At 34.6% G+C, this 19,530-nt stretch carries 14 protein-coding genes; 9 read left to right on the forward strand and 5 right to left on the reverse strand.

Going from position 1 to position 19,530, the window contains the following annotated elements; translation table 11 throughout:
- The first annotated feature begins 772 nt into the window (after positions 1–772).
- From ybeY to AWV75_RS15795, 5 genes are all read left to right on the forward strand, one after another.
- Complete coding sequence (gene ybeY, locus AWV75_RS15770) at positions 773–1,192, forward strand: rRNA maturation RNase YbeY (protein WP_060875278.1); 420 nt, start codon at positions 773–775, stop codon at positions 1,190–1,192.
- A gap of 20 nt (positions 1,193–1,212) precedes the next feature.
- Positions 1,213–3,090 (forward strand): tRNA uridine-5-carboxymethylaminomethyl(34) synthesis enzyme MnmG, encoded by a 1,878-nt coding sequence (mnmG, locus tag AWV75_RS15775; protein WP_082711099.1) that lies wholly within the window; start codon positions 1,213–1,215, stop codon positions 3,088–3,090.
- A gap of 1,048 nt (positions 3,091–4,138) precedes the next feature.
- Positions 4,139–4,990, forward strand: a complete 852-nt coding sequence (locus tag AWV75_RS15785; protein ID WP_060875327.1) for a class I SAM-dependent methyltransferase — start codon at positions 4,139–4,141, stop codon at positions 4,988–4,990.
- A 268-nt stretch (positions 4,991–5,258) separates the two neighbouring features.
- Positions 5,259–5,858, forward strand: a complete 600-nt coding sequence (locus AWV75_RS15790; RefSeq protein WP_060875328.1) for an OmpH family outer membrane protein — start codon at positions 5,259–5,261, stop codon at positions 5,856–5,858.
- A 95-nt stretch (positions 5,859–5,953) separates the two neighbouring features.
- Complete coding sequence (locus tag AWV75_RS15795; protein WP_060875280.1) at positions 5,954–8,239, forward strand: helix-turn-helix domain-containing protein; 2,286 nt, start codon at positions 5,954–5,956, stop codon at positions 8,237–8,239.
- Positions 8,240–8,244: 5 nt separating this feature from the next.
- Here AWV75_RS15795 and AWV75_RS15800 read toward each other — a convergent pair whose 3' ends face one another.
- Positions 8,245–9,393 (reverse strand): DNA polymerase III subunit, encoded by a 1,149-nt coding sequence (locus tag AWV75_RS15800; protein WP_060875281.1) that lies wholly within the window; start codon positions 9,391–9,393, stop codon positions 8,245–8,247.
- A gap of 325 nt (positions 9,394–9,718) precedes the next feature.
- Between AWV75_RS15800 and AWV75_RS15805 the strand changes: the two genes are divergently transcribed.
- From AWV75_RS15805 to AWV75_RS15815, 3 genes are all read left to right on the forward strand, one after another.
- The gene (locus tag AWV75_RS15805) at positions 9,719–10,909 is read left to right on the forward strand and encodes a phosphoglycerate kinase (protein ID WP_060875282.1); all 1,191 of its coding nucleotides are present in this window, start codon (positions 9,719–9,721) and stop codon (positions 10,907–10,909) included.
- Positions 10,910–10,965: 56 nt separating this feature from the next.
- Positions 10,966–12,459: a lytic transglycosylase domain-containing protein gene (locus AWV75_RS15810; RefSeq protein ID WP_060875283.1), complete on the forward strand. Its 1,494-nt coding sequence runs from the start codon at positions 10,966–10,968 to the stop codon at positions 12,457–12,459.
- A gap of 68 nt (positions 12,460–12,527) precedes the next feature.
- Positions 12,528–13,454, forward strand: coding sequence for a DUF4837 family protein (locus AWV75_RS15815; RefSeq protein ID WP_060875284.1), 927 nt, complete (start codon positions 12,528–12,530; stop codon positions 13,452–13,454).
- Between the two features lie 113 nt (positions 13,455–13,567).
- Here AWV75_RS15815 and rnpA read toward each other — a convergent pair whose 3' ends face one another.
- The 4 genes from rnpA to AWV75_RS15835 all read right to left on the reverse strand — a co-directional run bounded on the left by rnpA (position 13,568) and on the right by AWV75_RS15835 (position 18,603).
- Positions 13,568–13,981 carry a ribonuclease P protein component gene (gene rnpA / locus AWV75_RS15820; protein ID WP_060875285.1) on the reverse strand — a complete coding sequence of 138 codons (414 nt, stop codon included), beginning with the start codon at positions 13,979–13,981 and terminating at the stop codon, positions 13,568–13,570.
- 95 nt (positions 13,982–14,076) lie between these two features.
- Positions 14,077–15,972, reverse strand: a complete 1,896-nt coding sequence (locus AWV75_RS15825) for a M1 family metallopeptidase (protein ID WP_060875286.1) — start codon at positions 15,970–15,972, stop codon at positions 14,077–14,079.
- Between the two features lie 83 nt (positions 15,973–16,055).
- The gene (locus AWV75_RS15830) at positions 16,056–17,669 is read right to left on the reverse strand and encodes a S8 family peptidase (RefSeq protein ID WP_060875287.1); all 1,614 of its coding nucleotides are present in this window, start codon (positions 17,667–17,669) and stop codon (positions 16,056–16,058) included.
- Between the two features lie 73 nt (positions 17,670–17,742).
- Positions 17,743–18,603, reverse strand: coding sequence for an MBL fold metallo-hydrolase (locus AWV75_RS15835; RefSeq protein WP_060875288.1), 861 nt, complete (start codon positions 18,601–18,603; stop codon positions 17,743–17,745).
- A gap of 535 nt (positions 18,604–19,138) precedes the next feature.
- On the opposite strand from AWV75_RS15835, the gene AWV75_RS15840 reads away from it, so the two are divergent.
- The gene (locus AWV75_RS15840) at positions 19,139–19,468 is read left to right on the forward strand and encodes a HesB/IscA family protein (protein WP_060875289.1); all 330 of its coding nucleotides are present in this window, start codon (positions 19,139–19,141) and stop codon (positions 19,466–19,468) included.
- Positions 19,469–19,530: the final 62 nt, after the last annotated feature.

Genomic DNA, 19,530 nt, shown 5'->3' on the forward strand with positions numbered 1-19,530 from the left:
TACGAAAAATACGCGTAGTCATTTTTTTATGCTTGGTCTAAATTAAACTTTTATTTTTTTTTTGAACGCTTGTATTTCGTGTAAAAATTTTTGTGTTGCCCTTGGATTGAAATGCGAAAAATAGAAGGGGCATTTTTTTGAAATAAATTTGATTGTTCTATTTTATTCATTGCGCATAGTTTACATAAATTTTTTTTTCTTGAACTTCTTGCGAAATACGAAAAATAGGAGAGGAGGTAATTTTAGTTGGTAATGATTTAATTTTTTTTCAAGGCTTGAGATTTGCGTAGAGGATTTTTTTTAAAATGTTGATTCAAATACGTAAACGATCATCATGTGAGTTGTAGTATTGTAGTATGATTTGAACCGTCAAAATTAGCGTCATGTGTTCACTTTTTTTTTTAATCCCTGTTGGTAATTTCAAAAGCAATTCTTATCGTTTTGATGCTTATTGTAGTATCTTTGGAAGATACTTTTTAGACTAAGGTCTGTATTTTGCGTATAGGAGAATTGAAATTATTTTTTTTGTTTTACGCGAACTACAAGGCGTTGTTTATCCTAAATTCTTGGTTTTATCAGCTCTATTTTTATAATCGAGGAGGTATTAACTTTTTTTTGCTGTTTTGAAGCGTTTAAGTTATTGGAAAAGCAAATAGATGTTAGGGGAGTGAATTTTTTTTTAATCGCTCTTTCTATTTAGGAATGTTTTTAGATTTCAGTGTATTGCTGTTTTGATTTTCATCGTACCTTTGCCTGATATTTAGAATTTTATATGATAACTTTTAATTACGAATTGGATTTTTCACTCGAACAGGAAGATCAATATGAAGCTTGGATTGAGTCCATTATTGCTTCAGAAGGTTTTTTAACGGGGGAAATCAACTATATTTTTTGCACGGATGAATACTTACATGATATCAATGTAAAGTATTTAGATCATGATACACTTACTGATATAATTAGTTTCGATTATACTGAAAATCAGGTAGTTGGAGGTGATATTTTTATTAGTATTGAGCGTGTACGAGATAATGCTGCTGATTTTGAGGTAGCATTTGATGTTGAATTATTGCGTGTTATGGCACACGGTGTACTTCATTATTGTGGATATAAAGATAAGGGAGAAGCAGATGAAGCTTTAATGCGTCAAAAAGAAGAAGAAAAGATGAAAATGTTCCACGTGGAACAATAATTGACTAGATTTTTTTAAGAATGAGTATTTTTCAAGATATATATGATGTAATTGTTGTTGGTGGCGGACATGCTGGTTCTGAAGCAGCGGCAGCAGCAGCGAATATGGGATCAAAAACACTTTTGATTACCATGAGCTTGCAGAATATCGCTCAGATGTCTTGTAATCCTGCCATGGGTGGAATTGCTAAAGGACAAATCGTGCGTGAGATTGACGCATTAGGTGGTTATTCAGGAATTGTGTCTGATCAGACGGCAATTCAGTTTAAAATGCTGAATAAGTCCAAAGGTCCAGCGATGTGGTCACCACGTGTGCAATCGGATCGTATGCGCTTTTCTGAAACTTGGCGTTTGATGTTAGAGGGGACTCCTAACCTGGATTTTTATCAAGATATGGTAAAATCGTTGTTGGTAAATAACCATAAGATTGAAGGTGTAGTGACTAGTTTAGGATTAACTATCAAAGCAAAGACTGTAATTTTGACCAATGGAACCTTCCTTAATGGATTAATTCATATTGGTGAAAAACAGTTTGGTGGTGGAAGAGCAGGTGAAGGTGCGGCTTTTGGAATCACAGAAGATTTGGTAAAACTTGGTTTTACTGCTGGTCGAATGAAAACAGGAACCCCTCCACGTGTGGATGGGCGCTCGTTGGATTATTCAAAAATGGAAGTGCAAGGCGGTGATGTGAACCCGTCAAAGTTCTCTTATATGGATGTTACATCGCCTTTAAAACAGCAAAGAGACTGTTTTATGACCTATACTTCTGCAGAGGTTCACGATCTACTTCGTGAAGGTTTTGATCGTTCTCCGATGTTTACAGGACGTATTAAAAGTCTTGGTCCACGTTATTGTCCTTCTATTGAAGATAAGATTAATCGCTTCGCTGATAAAGAAAGACATCAGATTTTTGTGGAACCAGAGGGGTGGAATACATGCGAAATTTACGTGAATGGATTCTCTACTTCGCTTCCTGAAGATATCCAATTTAAAGCGCTACGTGCAGTAGCTGGTTTTGAAAATGCGAAGATTTTTAGACCAGGTTATGCCATCGAATATGATTACTTTCCACCTACACAATTGAAGCATACGTTAGAAACAAAATTGGTCGATGGATTGTATTTTGCTGGTCAAATTAACGGTACAACAGGATATGAAGAAGCAGCTTCTCAAGGGTTGATGGCAGGTATAAATGCACACTTAAAAGTGCATGAAAAAGAGCCTTTAATCTTGAGAAGAGATGAAGCTTATATCGGAGTTTTGATTGATGATTTGATTACAAAAGGAACAGAAGAGCCTTATCGTATGTTTACTTCTCGAGCAGAATATCGTACGTTATTGCGTCAAGATAATGCTGATTTTAGATTGACTCCTATGTCTTATTCGATCGGTTTAGCGTCAGAAGAGCGCATGAGAAGAATGGAATATAAGCGTGATGAGTCAGAAAAATTCGTTGAGTTTTTCAAAGAAACAAGTGTCAAAACAGAAGAAGCAAATCCGATTTTAGAAGCGAAAGGATCCTCTTTAATGAGTCAACCGGATAAGATGTTTAAGGTATTTTCACGCCCACAAATTGAATTGGAAGACATTCTGAAATTTAAAAAAGTGGAGGAGTATATTGCTGAAACAGGTATCGATCAGGAGGTGATAGAGCAGGCAGAAATCCAAGTAAAATATTCGGGATACATTGAAAAGGAAAAGAATAATGCGGATAAATTAACCCGTTTAGAGGACGTTAAAATACCAGAGAATTTTGATTATGATAAGATCGTTTCCCTGTCATTTGAGTCCAAGGAGAAGTTCAAAAAGATTCGCCCAATAACGATCTCTCAAGCTTCGCGTATTAGTGGAGTAACCCCTACAGATATATCAATTCTATTGATCCATATGGGGAGATAAGAAATAGAGTAAAGGATTAGATAAGGATTGTTCCACGTGGAACAATCCTTATTTTTTTGTTTAGCGGTATCAAATTAATTCTCATCTTTACAATCAATTACAGCGTTAGTTAAAGTAAAGCATCAAGTAGAATACTAGGGAAAATCGCCTATGAATAGAAATAGGTTGATTTACTCGTTCCTATTCATGTGGTGGGTTGAAATAGGGGAAAGGAAAGGTAGAAGGAAATTGTAACAGTCTTTTATCCTGAAAAAAAAGGATTGGCTTGATACGTTCTATTCAAGTATCTGAAAGTAAAAAATGGACTTAGAAGAGCAAATTGTAATTCACTCGTTGAACTAAAAAAAAAGATTTCGTAGTTCCAATTGCTTTTCGAATTTCAAATTTAGAATTGGACTTAGAGGTGCAATTTTTGATTTATCTCTTGAACTAAAAAAAATGATTTTGTAGTTCCAATTGCTTTTCGAATTTGAACTCAAAAAATGAACTTGGAAGTGCAACTTTTAATTTGCGCTTTGAACGAAAAAAATAATTTTGTTGTTCCAATTGCATTTCAAAAATGAACTCAAAAAATGAACTTGGAAGTGCAACTTTTAATTTGCGCTTTGAACGGAAAAAATAATTTTGTTGTTCCAATTGCATTTCAAAAATGAACTCAAAAAATGAACTTGGAAGTGCAACTTTTAATTTGCGCTTTGAACGAAAAAAATAATTTAGTTGTTCCAATTGCTCTTCGAATTTGAACTCAAAAAATGAACTTGGAAGTGCAACTTTTAATTTACGATTTGAACGAAAAAAAATAATTTAGTTGTTCCAAGTACTCTTCGAATTTGAAATCAAAAAATAGACTTGAAATAGAAAAATGCATTTTGTTTTGAAGTAGGAAAAAGTAAATTTATTGGAAAAATTAAATCAAATATTAATTCGAAAAAGAAGATGCTTTTGTGGTAATAAATTTTAAATTTGAAAAGTCGATGGTCAATGTTTTATTTATTTTTTGGATAGGGATCATCAAAAAATTGGAACTAGTTTGGATGAAATGAAAGACATGAATTTTACAAAAGATGAAAAATTTTTGACAGTAAAAGATTATACTGTTTCTCAAGAAATATTTTCTTTATACTATAATCGTGCATATGATTTGTTGCAAACAGATCCAATTCCATCAAATGATGTTTTAGGTCATTATTATCAAAGTGAAAATTATATTTCGCATACTGATGGAAAGCGAAATTTATTTGAACGTTTATATCAAGGAGTGAAAAAAATTGCGTTGCGCAGAAAAGTAGATTTATTATTTAAGCAAAATAATACAGTCGGTTCACTTTTGGATATTGGGTGTGGTACAGGAGATTTTTTAGTAGAAGCAAAAAAAAGAGGTTGGACGACAACAGGATTTGAACCCAATGATAAAGCAAGCGCACTAGCTACTGAAAAAGGAATAACAATCGCAAAACAATTGAGTGACCTTCCTGATCATGCTTTCGATGTGATTACCCTTTGGCATGTTTTAGAACATGTACCAAATTTGGAAGAAGAAATAACAGCACTTCGTCGTTTATTAAAACCAGAAGGAAAATTGATTCTTGCAGTTCCCAATTATAAATCATACGATGCAATGTATTATAAAGAGTATTGGGCTGCTTTTGATGCACCTCGTCACCTTTGGCATTTTTCTCAAAAATCAATCGCTATAATTTTTGAGCAGTTTAATTTTAAAGTTGATGAATTACAACCGATGCTATTTGATAGCTTTTATGTTTCCCTTTTATCAGAAGAATATAAAACGGGAAAGAAAAATTGGATCAAAGCATTTCTTGTTGGATTGCGTTCCAATATAGAAGCAAGAAATTCAATGGAATATTCCTCATTAATTTATTGTTTGTCTAAAACAGAATAGTTTCTTTAGTTTTGTGCATAAAAGCATAAAAAGGAGATTTAGAAATTATTTTAAAGCGTTTTAAGACACTTTTTACTCATTAGTGGAGTGTAGATATGGATAAAAAAAGATAATGGATGTAGTTTAAGCTATAAAATCCTGTTTTGATAGGTTTTATTTATGTAAATTAATTTATATATAAATATTATTTATTGTTAGATATAAATTGAAATAATGTAGTAAACATTAAAAGTTTTTTTAATTTTACATGTTTTTAAAAAAATCAAAAATGAAAAAAGGTATTTTCGTATTAGGATTAGCGGGATTGTTAGTTTCTTGTAACAACAATGGAAACACTGCTGCTACAACAGAATTTAAAACTGCGTATATTGATTCTTCTAAATTAATGACAGAATATCAAGAGGTAAAAGATATCGAATCAAAATACAAAATAAAATCGGAAGAGAAAGGGAAAGCTTTCGAAGGAGAAATTGCACAATTTCAACGCGAGGTTCAAAACTTCCAAACAAATGCTGCTGAAAAAGGTCAAGCATGGGCTCAACAAAAAGGAGGGGAGTTACAACGTAGAGAGCAACAGTTACAAGTGAAGCAACAAACTATTTTCCAAGAGTTACAAGCTGAAAGTACAAAAGAGATGGATTCTATCGTAAAGAAAGTAAAATCTCACATTGCTGATTATGCGAAGAAAAAGAATTTAGATTATGTATTTAATACAGAAGAGGCTTCTACTGTGATTTACGGTAAAGACGAGTATAATATCACAGAAGATATTATCAAAGAATTAAATGCAAAATACCAAGGTTCTGCAGCAGCTAGCACAGTAGATGGTAAAAAAGAAACTACACCAGCTGTAAAAGAAGAAAAATAAGTATAGTTAATTACATATAGTATTCAAATAGTCCTAAGTATTCTTGGGACTATTTTTATTTTTAAACCAATTTTAGTTTTATCTTACCTCAAAAAATGGAAAATTTTTCTAGAGAAGCCACGTATGTTTTGCAGTTTATCAACGAGACCAAACAGTCCATTTTTTTGACTGGTAAGGCTGGTACAGGTAAAACAACGTTGTTGAAAGAAATCGTCAATAGCACCCATAAAAACACCGTTATTGTTGCACCTACGGGGATTGCAGCACTGAATGCTGGGGGTGTTACGATTCATTCTTTTTTTCATTTTCCATTGGCTGCATTTATTCCAGATGCTGTTAATCCTCCCATTTTTAGTGAATATGTCAAGTTTGAAAATCGCGTTTCGATTAAGAAGCATTTTCGAATGAGTAATATGCGTCGATCTCTTTTTCTCAATTTAGAATTGCTGATCGTCGATGAAGTGAGTATGCTGCGTGCGGATGTATTAGATGCGATGGATTTTATGTTGCAGACCATTAGGCGAAATAACAAACCTTTTGGAGGAGTTCAATTGTTGTTTATTGGAGATTTGCTGCAATTACCTCCAGTAGTGAAAAATGAAGAATGGGAAGTGTTGCGTCGCTATTACGAAGGTTCTTACTTTTTTCATTCCAATGTCATCCAAAGCAATCCACCGTTGTATATTGAATTGGATAAAGTATATCGCCAATCTGATGATGCCTTTATTCAGATTTTGAATAATCTGAGAAATAATACGATTACACCAGCTAATTTGCAAGTGCTCAACCAGTATGTTAATCCTACTTTTGATCAACAAAAACATACAGGCTATATTACGTTAACCACACATAATGCCAAAGCGGATTCCATTAATTCAAATTCTTTGGATGCCTTAGAAGCAAAATCACATGCTTTTCAAGCGGAAGTAGTAGGGGATTTTCCTACGAATATATATCCCATTGAAAATCAATTGCAATTGAAAGTTGGGGCACAAGTCATTTTTATTAAAAACGATTTGTCTTTTGAGAAGAAGTACTATAATGGAAAAATGGGAATCATTCACAAATTAAGTCCGAGCGAGATTTATGTCAAATTCCCTGAAGAAAATGAAATCATTGAAGTAGAACGCTACGAATGGCAAAACATTCGCTATAAAGTCAATCCAAATACCAAGGAAATAGAAGAGGAGCTTTTGGGTACGTTCACGCATTACCCTTTAAAATTGGCTTGGGCGATTACGGTACACAAAAGTCAGGGATTAACCTTTGAAAAAGCGATTTTAGACGTTTCTAAGGTGTTTTTACCAGGTCAGGCTTATGTTGCCCTATCTCGTTTGAAATCACTGCAAGGATTGGTTCTTTTGACGCCTATTCAGATGAATGGATTAAAGAATGACTACGATGTGATGCAGTACGCCAAAAATAAGGCCGATAAAGAGACATTAGAAGAAGAAATACACAAGCAAACCTTGCTTTTCTTAGAAGAGCGACTTCAAGAAGCTTTTTCTTGGAAAGGATTAAGTCAAAATTGGCGCAATCACTTGTATTCCTATAATGATGAAGCTGAACGAAGTAAAAAGAGTGAGTTTAAGAGCTGGACGGTGAAAATTGTTCAAACGCTTGAAGAATTGACCGTGTTAGCAGATAAATTTATTATTCAATTGAAGCGCCTTTTTCTTGAACCCACTGTGGATATCAAGTTTGTAAAAGAACGCGTAGATAAGGCCTATGCCTATTTTTTCCCAACTTTAGACCACGTGGTGTTTGAATTGTTATTTACTATGGCCCAAGTGAGGGGAAAAAGGCAAATGAAAACGTTTTTTACTGAATTAGAAGCCTTAGAAGATCAGACTATAAAAGCAGTATTAGATGTAAAAAAAGCCAAACAAATTGTAGATTTAGTAATCAAAAAAGAGCGTTTAACGAAAGAAAACTTAAGAAGTTTAGAGGTCGGTGAGTACCGCATTAATCACCTAACACATATTGCTTCTCTTTTGCGTACGAGTCGTTTGGATTTACAGGATGATTACGATTTAATTGAAGATTTAAAGACCAAAGACAAGGAGAAGAAAGAAAAAAAGAAAAGTACCTTTGCTATTACGTATGAGCTGTGGATGGATGGACTACGCGTTGATGCTATTGCACAAGAACGCAAGTTAACACCAACAACTATTTTTTCGCATTTAGCTAAATTGATTTCAGATGGTAAAATCCAATTGAATGAAGTGCTAGATCAAGGTAAAATAGAGCGATTACAGCAAGTATTTACGGAACATGAAGGCAAATCCCTTGCGGAAATAAAAAATGCCTCAAATAATGAATTTACTTGGGAAGAATTAAAATTATACCAACGTACAATACCTGATAGCGAAACAGAATAGTTTCGCTATTTTTTGTGGATCAAACGCGTTAATTTGATGGATAAATCAGTGAAAATCATTTTGCTATTTCCATTGCGCTCGATGTGGTACATTGCTTGAGATAGTTCTTCAAAAATCTCATCAATATTGGCACCATTGACAAAAGGAGCAAAATTTTCAAGCTTAAATTTATCTACAGATGTTTGATAGTATACTAGATTTGGCGACTGATAATGATACAAAAGAGCTTGTCTAAACAATTCAATGCAAAATTCTAAAAATTGCTTTTGTTGTTCTCTTCCTAAGGTTGCTAAATCTTCACTCCATTCGATCAATTCCTTAATTACTGCAGCATTGCCCTTTGCTCGAAAAGCAGCACGCACCCAAGTGACAAATTTTTGTTCAAAATCAGCAGCGTCAGAAGCATTGGAAACCAATTGTAAGGCTTTGTTGTAATTGCCTTGTGCCTGACGGGCAAGTAATGCCGCTTGTTGTGCATCACAATGCTGATTAGCCATCAGTGCTTGCTCTATTTCAACGCTGTTTAATGCGTTAAATCGCAATAATTGACAGCGCGATAAAATCGTTTGTAGAATGGCTTGCTCATTTTCGGCAATTAAAATAAAAATAGTTTTGGCAGGCGGTTCTTCCAAAATTTTTAAAATCTTATTGGAAGCCTCTGTATTGAGTTTATCGGCCATCCAAATAATCATAATTTTATATCCTCCTTCATAGGATTTTAAAGCTAGTTTTTTCAGAATTTCACCTGCTTCATCCACACCAATTTGGCCTTGTTTATTTTGGATATCAATGTGGTTATACCAATCAAAAAGACTGCCATAAGGATTTGCTTTTAAAAATGATCTCCATTGTTCCGCAAATTTATCACTGGTTGGATGTTTGGTTACTTCACTGGTTGTAGCTACAGGATAAACAAAGTGTAAATCAGGATGCATTAAGGCATTAAATTTGATGTTACAACTTTCGTTTCCACCGGTGTTTTCTCCTCCAATATTTTTACAAAGTAAATATTGTGCATAGGCAATTGCCATAGCCAATGTTCCGGTTCCTTCTTGTCCAATAAACAATTGAGCATGAGGAATTCGACCTGTACTAGCCCCTTGAAGTAAGTGATTCTTGATGTGGTTTTGACCAACGATTTCTGAAAATAACATAATGCAAATATAAACGATTTCTTTGGGTATGAAGAGGTCAAAAAAAAGAAAACTTTGCACGTATTTGCAACAATACTATTCTAACTTAATTTGGATTAGGTTTGAATCAAGTGGGGATGAAGTTTGGAAAAAAGCTTCTTTTTCGAGGCTGATTCAAAGATGAATCGGAGTTGATTCGAAGAAAGTAGTTTACTAGGTAAGAATATTCCTTACTAGATGCATAAAAAAATGAAATGGATATAGAATAATCAAAAATAAACGCCTTTTGGATTTTAAAAAGATTTATATTTGCGTTAATCAGAACATATTTTAGAAAAATACAATTATGAAAACAATTGATAATGTGAATTTTAAAAATAAAAAAGTATTAATTCGCGTTGATTTTAATGTACCTTTAAACGAGGCCTTTGAAGTAACAGATACCAATCGTATCGAAGCGGCAAAGCCTACAATCGATAAGGTAATAAACGATGGAGGAGTAGCTATATTAGTTTCTCATTTAGGTCGTCCAAAAGGAGAAAAAAATGAGGCGTATTCTCTGCGCCATATTGCTGTAAAGACGGAAGAGGTATTAGGAACTAAAGTTACATTTGTTGCTGATTGTATTGGTGAAACAGTAAAAACTGCGGTAGAACATAGTCAACCTGGAGACGTTATTTTATTAGAAAATTTGCGTTTCTACGCAGAAGAAGAAAAAGGAGATGAGCAATTTGCGGCTGCTTTAGCTTCAATTGCTGATTTTTATATTAATGATGCTTTCGGTACGGCGCACCGTGCACATGCTTCTACTACTATCGTAGCTAAATTTTTCCCGAATGATAAGTGTTTTGGTTATTTATTAGCGAAAGAAATTGAAAGTATTGACAAGGTTTTGAATAGTTCTGAAAAACCAGTGACCGCTATTTTAGGTGGTTCAAAAGTTTCTTCTAAAATTACGATTATCGAAAATATCTTAGATAAAGTCGATCATATGATTATTGGAGGAGGAATGGCTTTTACTTTCGTAAAAGCATTAGGTGGAAGTATTGGAAATTCACTTTGTGAAGACGATAAAATAGAGTTGGCTTTGCGCATTATGGAACAAGCGAAAGCGAAAAATGTTCAAATTCACTTGCCAATAGATGTGGTAGCTGCAGATGCATTTGCTGCAGATGCGAATACACAAATCGTTGATGTAAATGCAATTCCTGCGGGATGGCAAGGACTTGATGTAGGTCCTAAAACATTAGCTAGTTTGAAAAAAGTAATTTTGGATTCCAAAATAATTCTTTGGAATGGACCGTTAGGGGTATTTGAGATGGATAAATTTGCCAATGGAACCATTGAACTAGGAAACTTCATTGCTGAAGCTACTAAAAATGGAACATTCTCTTTAGTTGGAGGTGGAGATTCTGTTGCAGCGGTTAAGCAATTTGGTTTAGCTCCAAAAATGAGTTATGTATCGACTGGAGGAGGAGCTATGTTAGAAATGTTAGAAGGACAAATATTGCCTGGTATAAAAGCAATACAAGAATAATATCTTAGGGTATAGCTACGGGATGTGGCTATACCCTATTTTCAAAATATAAAATTATGAATTACAAAGGAGTAGCGTTATCCCTCTTTAGCCTATTATCTTTAACGTTAAGTGCACAAGAACAAACAGAAGGAAGTGAAGTAAAAAGTAAAGAATTAGATCCACAAGTGTATTTGGATTCTATTAAAGCAAGTTTTGTTAATCATTCTACTAGCGAACGCATCGAGAAGCTTTGGCTAGATGAATTGATCAATCAAGATTTGTTTGAAGAGATGAGCGAAGACTTGACCAGTGAAGAGTTTTTTAGTGATGAAGATGGTGAATGGGATGGATTAACAACGGCAGTTTTGAAAGAAAGATTGGCGTTGATGAATGAAAAAACCCCCTTTAATGTGGAGTATAATGAATCTTTGGAACGCCTAATTAAGTCGTTCTTAAAGAAAAGAAAGAAGTCATTTGAGCGTTTATTAGGACTTTCTGAATATTATTTCCCCATGTTTGAGGAACAACTAGCTAAAAATAATATTCCATTGGAAGTTAAGTATTTAGCTATTGTAGAATCAGCTTTAAATCCAAAAGCCGTTTCGCATATGGGGGCTACGGGTTTATGGCAATTTATGTATGCTACTGGTAAACAGTATAACTTAGAAGTTTCTTCGTTTAAAGATGATCGTATTGATCCTTTAAAATCTTCAGAAGCAGCTGCTAAATTTTTAGGTGATTTATACAAGATTTTCGGCGATTGGGACTTGGTATTGGCTTCGTATAATGCTGGACCAGGTAACGTATCTAAAGCAATTCGCCGCTCTAATGGTTTGACTAATTATTGGAATATTCGACCAAATTTACCACGCGAAACACAAAATTATCTTCCTGCTTTTTACGCTACCATGTATATTTTTGAATATGCAAAAGAACATGGTATAAAGGCCAATGCTAATATTCCAATGAAATTAGTTCAAACGGATACTGTGGCTGTAAAACGCATGATGAGTTTTGATCAAATATCTAAGTTGTTGGATGTTAGTCAGGAGGAATTAGAATTCTTAAATCCAACGTATAAGTTGAAAGTGGTTCCCTATTCTTCGAGTGAATTGCATTTCTTGCGTTTGCCGCTGGATAAAGCAGGTATGTTAGTTTCAAATGAAGAAAAAATCTATGCGTATGTAGATTTTGAAGAGGATAGAAAAGAGAAACCAAATTATGATATTGCCATTGCGCAAACATCGGGGGTTCGCAATAAATATCACACGATTAAAAAAGGTGAAAGTGTTGGCGTTATCGCTAAAAAATATGGATTATCTATTGTTGAATTGAAGCGTTTAAATAACATGAAAACGAATGTTATTTATCCAGGTAAAAAGTTAGTGGTAGGTAAATCTACCGTGGCTCAGGCTTCTACGAATGGATTCTATGTTGTTAAAAAAGGCGATTCACTCTATTCAATCAGTAAAAATTTACCAGGAGTAACAATTTCGAAATTAAAAGCACTGAATAATATGAGCGATAACTCGATGTTGCAACCTGGTATGAAGTTGAGAATTAATTAAGTCATTTGTTGAAGCAGACTGTATTTTATATCATTTGTTTTGTGTTTTGCATGAGCTGTAAAAATCCCATGCAGAAAAAAGACATGCAAACTCCTTCACAAGGACAGATTAATCACGTTTTGTTGGTCATGGACGACGATTTGTGGTTGAGTGATGTAGGAGATACCATTCGCAATTATTTAGCCGCAGGTATCGATGGAATTATTCCCGCTGAACCTCGATTTGATTTGGATCAGCAGTCACCGGGTATTTTCGACAATACAACAAAAAGCAAAAAGAATATTGTATATGTTTCTATGCGTGAAAATAGAAATAATTTTGAATTGCTTGTGGATCAATATGCACAACCTCAGAGTTATTTTTTAATCGAAGGTACGGATAGCAAGAGTATTATTGCTACTTTTTTGAAATACAAAGATTCAATTATCAACCGATTTCATCAACAAGAAATTCTAGCTATACAGCAGCGTATCAAAGAAGGACCATTATATGAAACGGTGTTGTTACACGATCGCTATCATATCAATATAGACTTACCAGCTTCGTATAAACGAGTTTTAGTTGATGATAATTTCGTGTGGTACAAAAAGGAAATTGCTTCTGGGAATAGCAATATTTTAGTTTATAGCTTGCCCTTTGAGGTAGTTAAGCCTTATACCACTCAAAGAGCGTTTGTTTTGGATATGGATTATTTGAGGGATTCGATTGTAGGAAAGTATATTCATTCTTCAGAACCCGATACATTTATGAATATGAGTGTGGATTTTGAACCTTTTCATACAATTATTCAACTCAAAGGACAAGAAATTACAGAAGTAAAAGGAACGTGGGATATGGAGAATAGTTTCATGGGAGGACCTTATCTATCCTATATTGTCAAAAAAGACGGATATTATCTTATAATAGAAGGATTTACATATAATCCCTCCATGAGTAAGCGCAATGTGATGCTAGAATTGGAAGCTATTATGGGAACGTTAAAAATAGTTCAATAAAAAAAGCCGAGATATTTCTCGGCTTTTTTATTGATATCTAGGTTAAATAAGGCGATTTAAGCCTTTTAAATAACATGCAAGCTATATTGAGGTGATTGCGAATAGAAACGCAATTAAATCGTTTTATTTTCGCTTTCTGTAGGGGTTGCTTGTTGTTGTTTGATGAATTTTTCAAATAACCCTTTCATTTTGTGCTCTACTTCCTGATAATTTAACCGATCCTTGGTTTGATAAAAGAGCATCATAGCAATTTTTTTATCTATATGATCAACGAGAAGATGTTTGTTTTTGCGGTAGGTTTCTCGGAGTAAACGCTTGTAATAATTGCGGTCAACCGCCTTTTTAAAATAGCGTTTTGATACAGATACACCCGTTTGAAACGGCGGAGCTTCCTCTTCATCTACTTCAATATACACCAAGCGAAGGGGATATTTACTAACAGATTTACCTGTTATAAATAATTCATCTATAAGCCTTTTTGCTTTTAGTTTTTCTTCTCTTGGATAAGTTTCGTTTTGTTTTGTCATAGGTTGTGCAAAGGTAGAAAAGGAAAATGATATGTATAAAAAAAAGTCCTAGAATATTGCTAGGACTTTCTTTTGTTTGGTATTAAACAACATTTTTAATTATTGTGGTAAACGTTGTTTTCTTGGTTGACATCCGCCATAAACTGACTTGGATCGATTAAAATGGTTTTAATCGTGTTTTTCGGTTTATTGATGATGAATTTATATTCTGGTTGTGCCCAACCCCAACCTTCTAAAATAGTACGCTCATATTCAACATACTGATTGGGTTTATTCCAATGCATTGAAGTATAAGGCACATAGAATGTTTCCATTGAGCCATCTTGGTACGTTACTAAAATATCCAAAGGCATACCTGCACGTCCAATGCGTTTTAAGGTAACTAAGGATTGATTTTTCTGAATTTCTTCTACAAACAATACAGCATAATCAACAGTATTTGTTGTCATCGTCCAATCTGTCATATACCAATCTAGGTTTGCACCTGTGATGCGCTCTGCTGTGCGTTTAAAGTCGTTCGGCGTTGGATGAGTAAACTTATAGTCACGGTAAAACTCCTGAAGCGTTTTCATCATATTATCCCAACCAATGATATAAGCCAATTGAGTTAAGAAAATAGAACCACGACTATAGGCTGATATCGAATAAGCTCTATTGGTTAGATAGTGATCAGAATGCGTCGTTAGAGGCTCTTGAATATTACGTGCTATCATGTTGTAATAGCTTTTATACGTCGAAGCAAAAGGATTATCGTCTTCTAAGTTTTCTTTTGGCAGAATTTGCAACATCGCCAAATCTGAGATAAACGTGGTAAACCCTTCATCCATCCACTCGTGTTTTGTTTCGTTGGTTGCTAGTGTATGTTGAAACCAACTATGTGCAAGTTCGTGTGCAGTTACACCTACTAAACTTGGAAAGTTGCGTTCTCCTGTAATTAATGTACACATGGAGTATTCCATACCACCATCACCTCCTTGAATCACTGAATATTGTGAATACGGATATTCTCCCACATTTTTATTGAAAAAATCCATTAGCTGAGCTGTAACGGGCTGTAAATTCTTCCAATTCTCAAGAATTACCGGATTATTTTTATACAAGAAATGCAATTTTACACCATTAGGCCCCTCGTAAATGTCATGGATATAATTGGGGTCTGCTGCCCAAGTAAAATCCAATACATTCTCGGCTTTAAAGTGCCAAGTTAATGTTTTGCCTTTCGTACTAGGTACAGTTACTCCTGCATCTTGGTATCCATGTCCAATTTCATTGTTGTTTTGCAAGATTCCTGTTCCTCCAACTGTATAGTCTTTGTCCAAGGTGATTTTTACATCGTAATTGCTCCAAACACTGTGAAATTCTCTTCCTAAGTATTGTTCTGTATGCCAGCCTTCGAAATCGTATTCCGCTAATTTAGGAAACCATTGAGCCATAGACAACGCAACACCTTCTTTGCTATTGCGTCCAGCACGACGAATCATTTGCGGGACTTGCCCCTCAAAAGTCAGATCTAATATCGTTGTTTGATGCGGAGGTAAAGGTGTATTTAGCGTCACTTCTAATATAGTTCCAACTACTTTACTTTCAATAGGGGAACCATCTTGCGCTAGTTTTTTTACCTTCACAAAACCAATCTCATTCTCTTTGAGCTTATTGATTCTGCTTTCTGATATTTTTCTACCGCGGACCTCCTTTGTATCCACCATACGCGGATCTGGATCTGGAATACTCATTAACAAAGCATCCATATCGCTATTCGGTTGAAACGCATTGAAGTATAGGTGGTAAAAAACTTTGTGTAACGTATCAGGTGAATGATTGGTATAGGCTACCGATTGTGTTCCCGTATACGTGAATTTTTTGACATCCATTTTAACATCCATGCTATAATCAGCATGTTGTTGCCAATACCCTGGATTAGGGTTCTGTTGTGCGTCAGCCTGATGAATAAAAGGCAAACAAAATAAGAAAGCTACAACTAATTTTTTCATATCGCTATTTAAATTAAAACTCCACAACAAAGAATAGCTAAGTTGTGGAGTATAGGATCATTTTTCTTTACAAATAGAAAAGATTATTTTTTTGCCTTAGCTAATTTTTCAGCTAAAAGTAAGGCATTGTATGCATTAACAAATTTTCCTGAAGTAGAAATTGAATTGAAGTTTCTCACCTCTCTTTTCTCTCCAACAATTACATTAATATTTACAGCTACACCTGAATCCATGATGATTTTTTTCACTTCAGCAGCTGTAAATTGTGGGTAGTATGCTCTTAGTAAAGCAGCAACTCCAGCAACGTTTGGCGATGCCATTGACGTTCCTTGTAAATACTCATAGGTATTGTGTGGTGTTGTAGCATAGATTTTTACTCCAGGAGCAAAAACATCTACATCATAGTGTCCGTAGTTAGAGAACGTAGCCACCATATTTTCACCGAATTTTGGATTTAAAGCACCAACAACTAAGAAGTTACTTGCTACTTCAGGTCCCATTTTTACGTTGTCATTTGGATAGCGTTCTACACCACCTTCGATGTTTAAATCCATTGCATCATTTCCTGCTGCAACAACAATTAATACGTCTTTAGATTCTGCATATTGAATTGCATCACGTACCCATTGGCTGTTTTCTTCAAAGTATTTTCCAAAACTACCATTGATTACTTTTGCACCATTATCTGCTGCATAGCGAATAGCTAATGCGATGTCTTTATCGTATTCATCTCCATCAGGAACTGCTCGTAAAGCCATAATTTCAGCAACTTCTGAAGCAACACCATCTCCACCTAAATTATTGTTTCTCGTTTGTGCAATAATTCCTGAAACGTGTGTTCCGTGTTTTGCTTCATCGCGATCTGGTCCAATTACATCATTGTTTCCATATACGCGATCATTGATATTAGTATGGTCATCACCAACTAGTTCACGACCATTGTAATCTACGTTTAAGTGATATTTTAACTTGCTATCTCCGTAGTTTTTATATGTCTCTAACCAAGAAAGCTCACGGCCATTGTTTAGAATATTTGAAATTACTTTTTTAGAATGTGTGATTTCCTCTGAAGCATCATCACCAATTGCATTTAAATCTTCAATCGTATAGTCTTTCTTCCCTAAGAATGCAGCTAATCTTTCGTTTGCACGCATTAACATGTCAGCTCTAACTTGGATTTCTTTCGCCTCTTGGATTTCTTTTGCAAGTTCTTTTACTGCTCTTTTGTATTGCTCTGATCCATCGTCTCCTCTTCTCACTACACGTACCATTTCTACATTTTCGTGTACTGATTTTCCTAAGAAGTTCCATCCATGGATATCATCGATGTATCCATTGTTGTCATCGTCAATATTATTTCCAGCGATTTCTTTTGGATTAGTCCAAACTTGATCTTTCAAATCATCGTGATCAATTTCAATTCCGGAGTCAATAACTCCTACAACTACTTTTTTAGGAAGTGGTTTTCCTTTTAAAAGCTCTTCATATGCACGATCAACTGACATTCCAGGTACAGTATCTCTTAAGATGTCTAAATGACTCCATCTTTTCAATTGTTCTTCTGGTAATGCACTCGTTCTTGTAGGTAATTGATCTACATCTGAAATTGGTTTTTGAATGATCGCTTTTGAGCCTCCACAGCTAGCTAAAGCAAATGCAAGAGCTGCAGAAAGATAAATTGGTTTAATCAAACGCATTGTTTTTGTTTTTTAATTTCGTTTAAGACCGATAAAAATAGTATATAATTGATTGAAAACGTTCAGCTTAACATTAAATTAAGATATCGGAAGCGTGAAGTATTTCATTTAATCGTATTCCTTTTTCGGTATGTTGTACTGTAATTATCTCGTTATGTGCATCATGTTCTAAGAATAACAGCCAGTTTTCATCTGCTGCCATGTTTAAAAATTTTTCTTTTTCACTAAGCGTTAACAAGGGACGCGTATCATAACCCATGACATAAGGCAAGGGAATATGGCCTGCGGTTGGCAATAAGTCTGCCGTAAAAGCTAGCTTACGTCCTTGGTAATTTAAAATAGGAATCATTTGTTTATCGGTATGACCGTCTGCAAAAAAGATAGAAAAGCCTAAATCGGTTTCTAACAACAAATCGGAATCATTTCTTTCGATAAAATGAAGAGCACCGCTTTCTTTGATAGGTAGAATATTTTCTGGTAAAAAAGAAGCTTTTTCCCTTGCATTGGGGTTAGTCGCCCAATTCCAATGCGCTTCATTAGACCAGTAACGCGCGTTTTTAAAAGCGTTGACATAACCTGTGTGATTTGCATTCCAATTTACTGCTCCACCAACATGGTCAAAATGCAAATGGGTCAAAAATACATCTGTAATATCATCAGGATGAAAACCGTGTTTCGCTAAGGATGTTTCAAGCGTATTGTTTCCCCAAAGCGCATAATAACCAAAAAACTTATCTGATTGTTTGGTTCCCATTCCTGTATCAATTAAAATTAGTCGAGACCCTTCTTCGATAAGCAATAAACGAGCGCCTAAGTCAATTTGATTGTTTGCATCTGCAGGATTGGTTTTGTTCCAAAGTACTTTGGGCACTACGCCAAACATGGCACCTCCATCTAGTTTAAAATTGCCACTTTCTATGCTGTATAACTTCATGTTTTTTCCTTTTCTAAGTGTTCCTTGCAAAGTAAGAAATTTCCCGTAAAGGACAAGTGGTTTTTTCGGATGATTTCCCTGGGTAAAAACCTGTTTTTAACACAAGTCAGATCCGATAAGAATACATAAATAGGGGAAAAAGGCTCATCCATTGTTTGATTAAAAAAGTTCTGATGTAGAGGAAGTAAGCGATTTATTTTAGGTAAAAAGGAGGGTAAATAACCTTTTCTTGGATTTGTTCAATCCTTTCTTTTATTTGTGTCTTGTGCATTCAAAAATAGATGCGAAATTTGTAACGAAAGCTTTTTAAATGAAAAAAGAATTTATTTCGGTTCGTAAACCGATTTAGATTTGGTAGTAAATTAGCTAATCTACTGCTTAATAAGTAATTAAAAATGGGTTATAACAATAGATTTTATCGATTTTAGTATTAAAACTTCTAATCGTTATAAATATGTTAGTTAGTGTTAGAAACCATTTTTTTATAATACCTTTGTCAATCGGTATAGAATTAATCTATTTTAAGTAACAACGTATGATAAAAGTTTCAGATATAGCAAGTAAACGCGTAGCTCTTTTGATGGAAGATGAAGGTTTTGATTCTACAAAAGATTACGTTCGCGTAGGGGTAGAAAGCGGAGGATGTTCCGGCTTATCATACCAATTGAAATTTGATCACGGTATCACAGAAGACGACAAAGTTTTCGAAGATAACGGGGTTAAAATTGCTGTTGATAAAAAAAGCTTTTTGTATTTAGTAGGAACAACTCTTGAGTATTCAGGAGGGTTAAACGGAAAAGGTTTCTATTTTAACAACCCAAACGCAAGTAGAACTTGCGGATGTGGAGAAAGTTTTTCTTTATAGTACAGAAAGGGAAGATTAAGTTCTTCCCTTTTAACAAAGTAAAGTCTAATGTAGAAGCAGGT

This window comes from Myroides odoratus (genome assembly GCF_001549985.1).
Lineage (GTDB): Bacteria > Bacteroidota > Bacteroidia > Flavobacteriales > Flavobacteriaceae > Flavobacterium > Flavobacterium odoratum_A.

Coding starts and splice junctions, on each gene's coding strand:
- AWV75_RS15785 (WP_060875327.1), top strand. CDS start 4,139: ATGAATTTTACAAAAGATGAAAAATTTTTGACAGTAAAAGATTATACT.
- AWV75_RS15825 (WP_060875286.1), bottom strand. CDS start 15,972: ATGAAAAAATTAGTTGTAGCTTTCTTATTTTGTTTGCCTTTTATTCAT.
- rnpA (WP_060875285.1), bottom strand. CDS start 13,981: ATGACAAAACAAAACGAAACTTATCCAAGAGAAGAAAAACTAAAAGCA.
- AWV75_RS15810 (WP_060875283.1), top strand. CDS start 10,966: ATGAATTACAAAGGAGTAGCGTTATCCCTCTTTAGCCTATTATCTTTA.
- AWV75_RS15835 (WP_060875288.1), bottom strand. CDS start 18,603: ATGAAGTTATACAGCATAGAAAGTGGCAATTTTAAACTAGATGGAGGT.
- AWV75_RS15830 (WP_060875287.1), bottom strand. CDS start 17,669: ATGCGTTTGATTAAACCAATTTATCTTTCTGCAGCTCTTGCATTTGCT.
- AWV75_RS15790 (WP_060875328.1), top strand. CDS start 5,259: ATGAAAAAAGGTATTTTCGTATTAGGATTAGCGGGATTGTTAGTTTCT.
- AWV75_RS15815 (WP_060875284.1), top strand. CDS start 12,528: ATGCAGAAAAAAGACATGCAAACTCCTTCACAAGGACAGATTAATCAC.
- ybeY (WP_060875278.1), top strand. CDS start 773: ATGATAACTTTTAATTACGAATTGGATTTTTCACTCGAACAGGAAGAT.
- AWV75_RS15795 (WP_060875280.1), top strand. CDS start 5,954: ATGGAAAATTTTTCTAGAGAAGCCACGTATGTTTTGCAGTTTATCAAC.
- AWV75_RS15840 (WP_060875289.1), top strand. CDS start 19,139: ATGATAAAAGTTTCAGATATAGCAAGTAAACGCGTAGCTCTTTTGATG.
- mnmG (WP_082711099.1), top strand. CDS start 1,213: ATGAGTATTTTTCAAGATATATATGATGTAATTGTTGTTGGTGGCGGA.
- AWV75_RS15805 (WP_060875282.1), top strand. CDS start 9,719: ATGAAAACAATTGATAATGTGAATTTTAAAAATAAAAAAGTATTAATT.
- AWV75_RS15800 (WP_060875281.1), bottom strand. CDS start 9,393: ATGTTATTTTCAGAAATCGTTGGTCAAAACCACATCAAGAATCACTTA.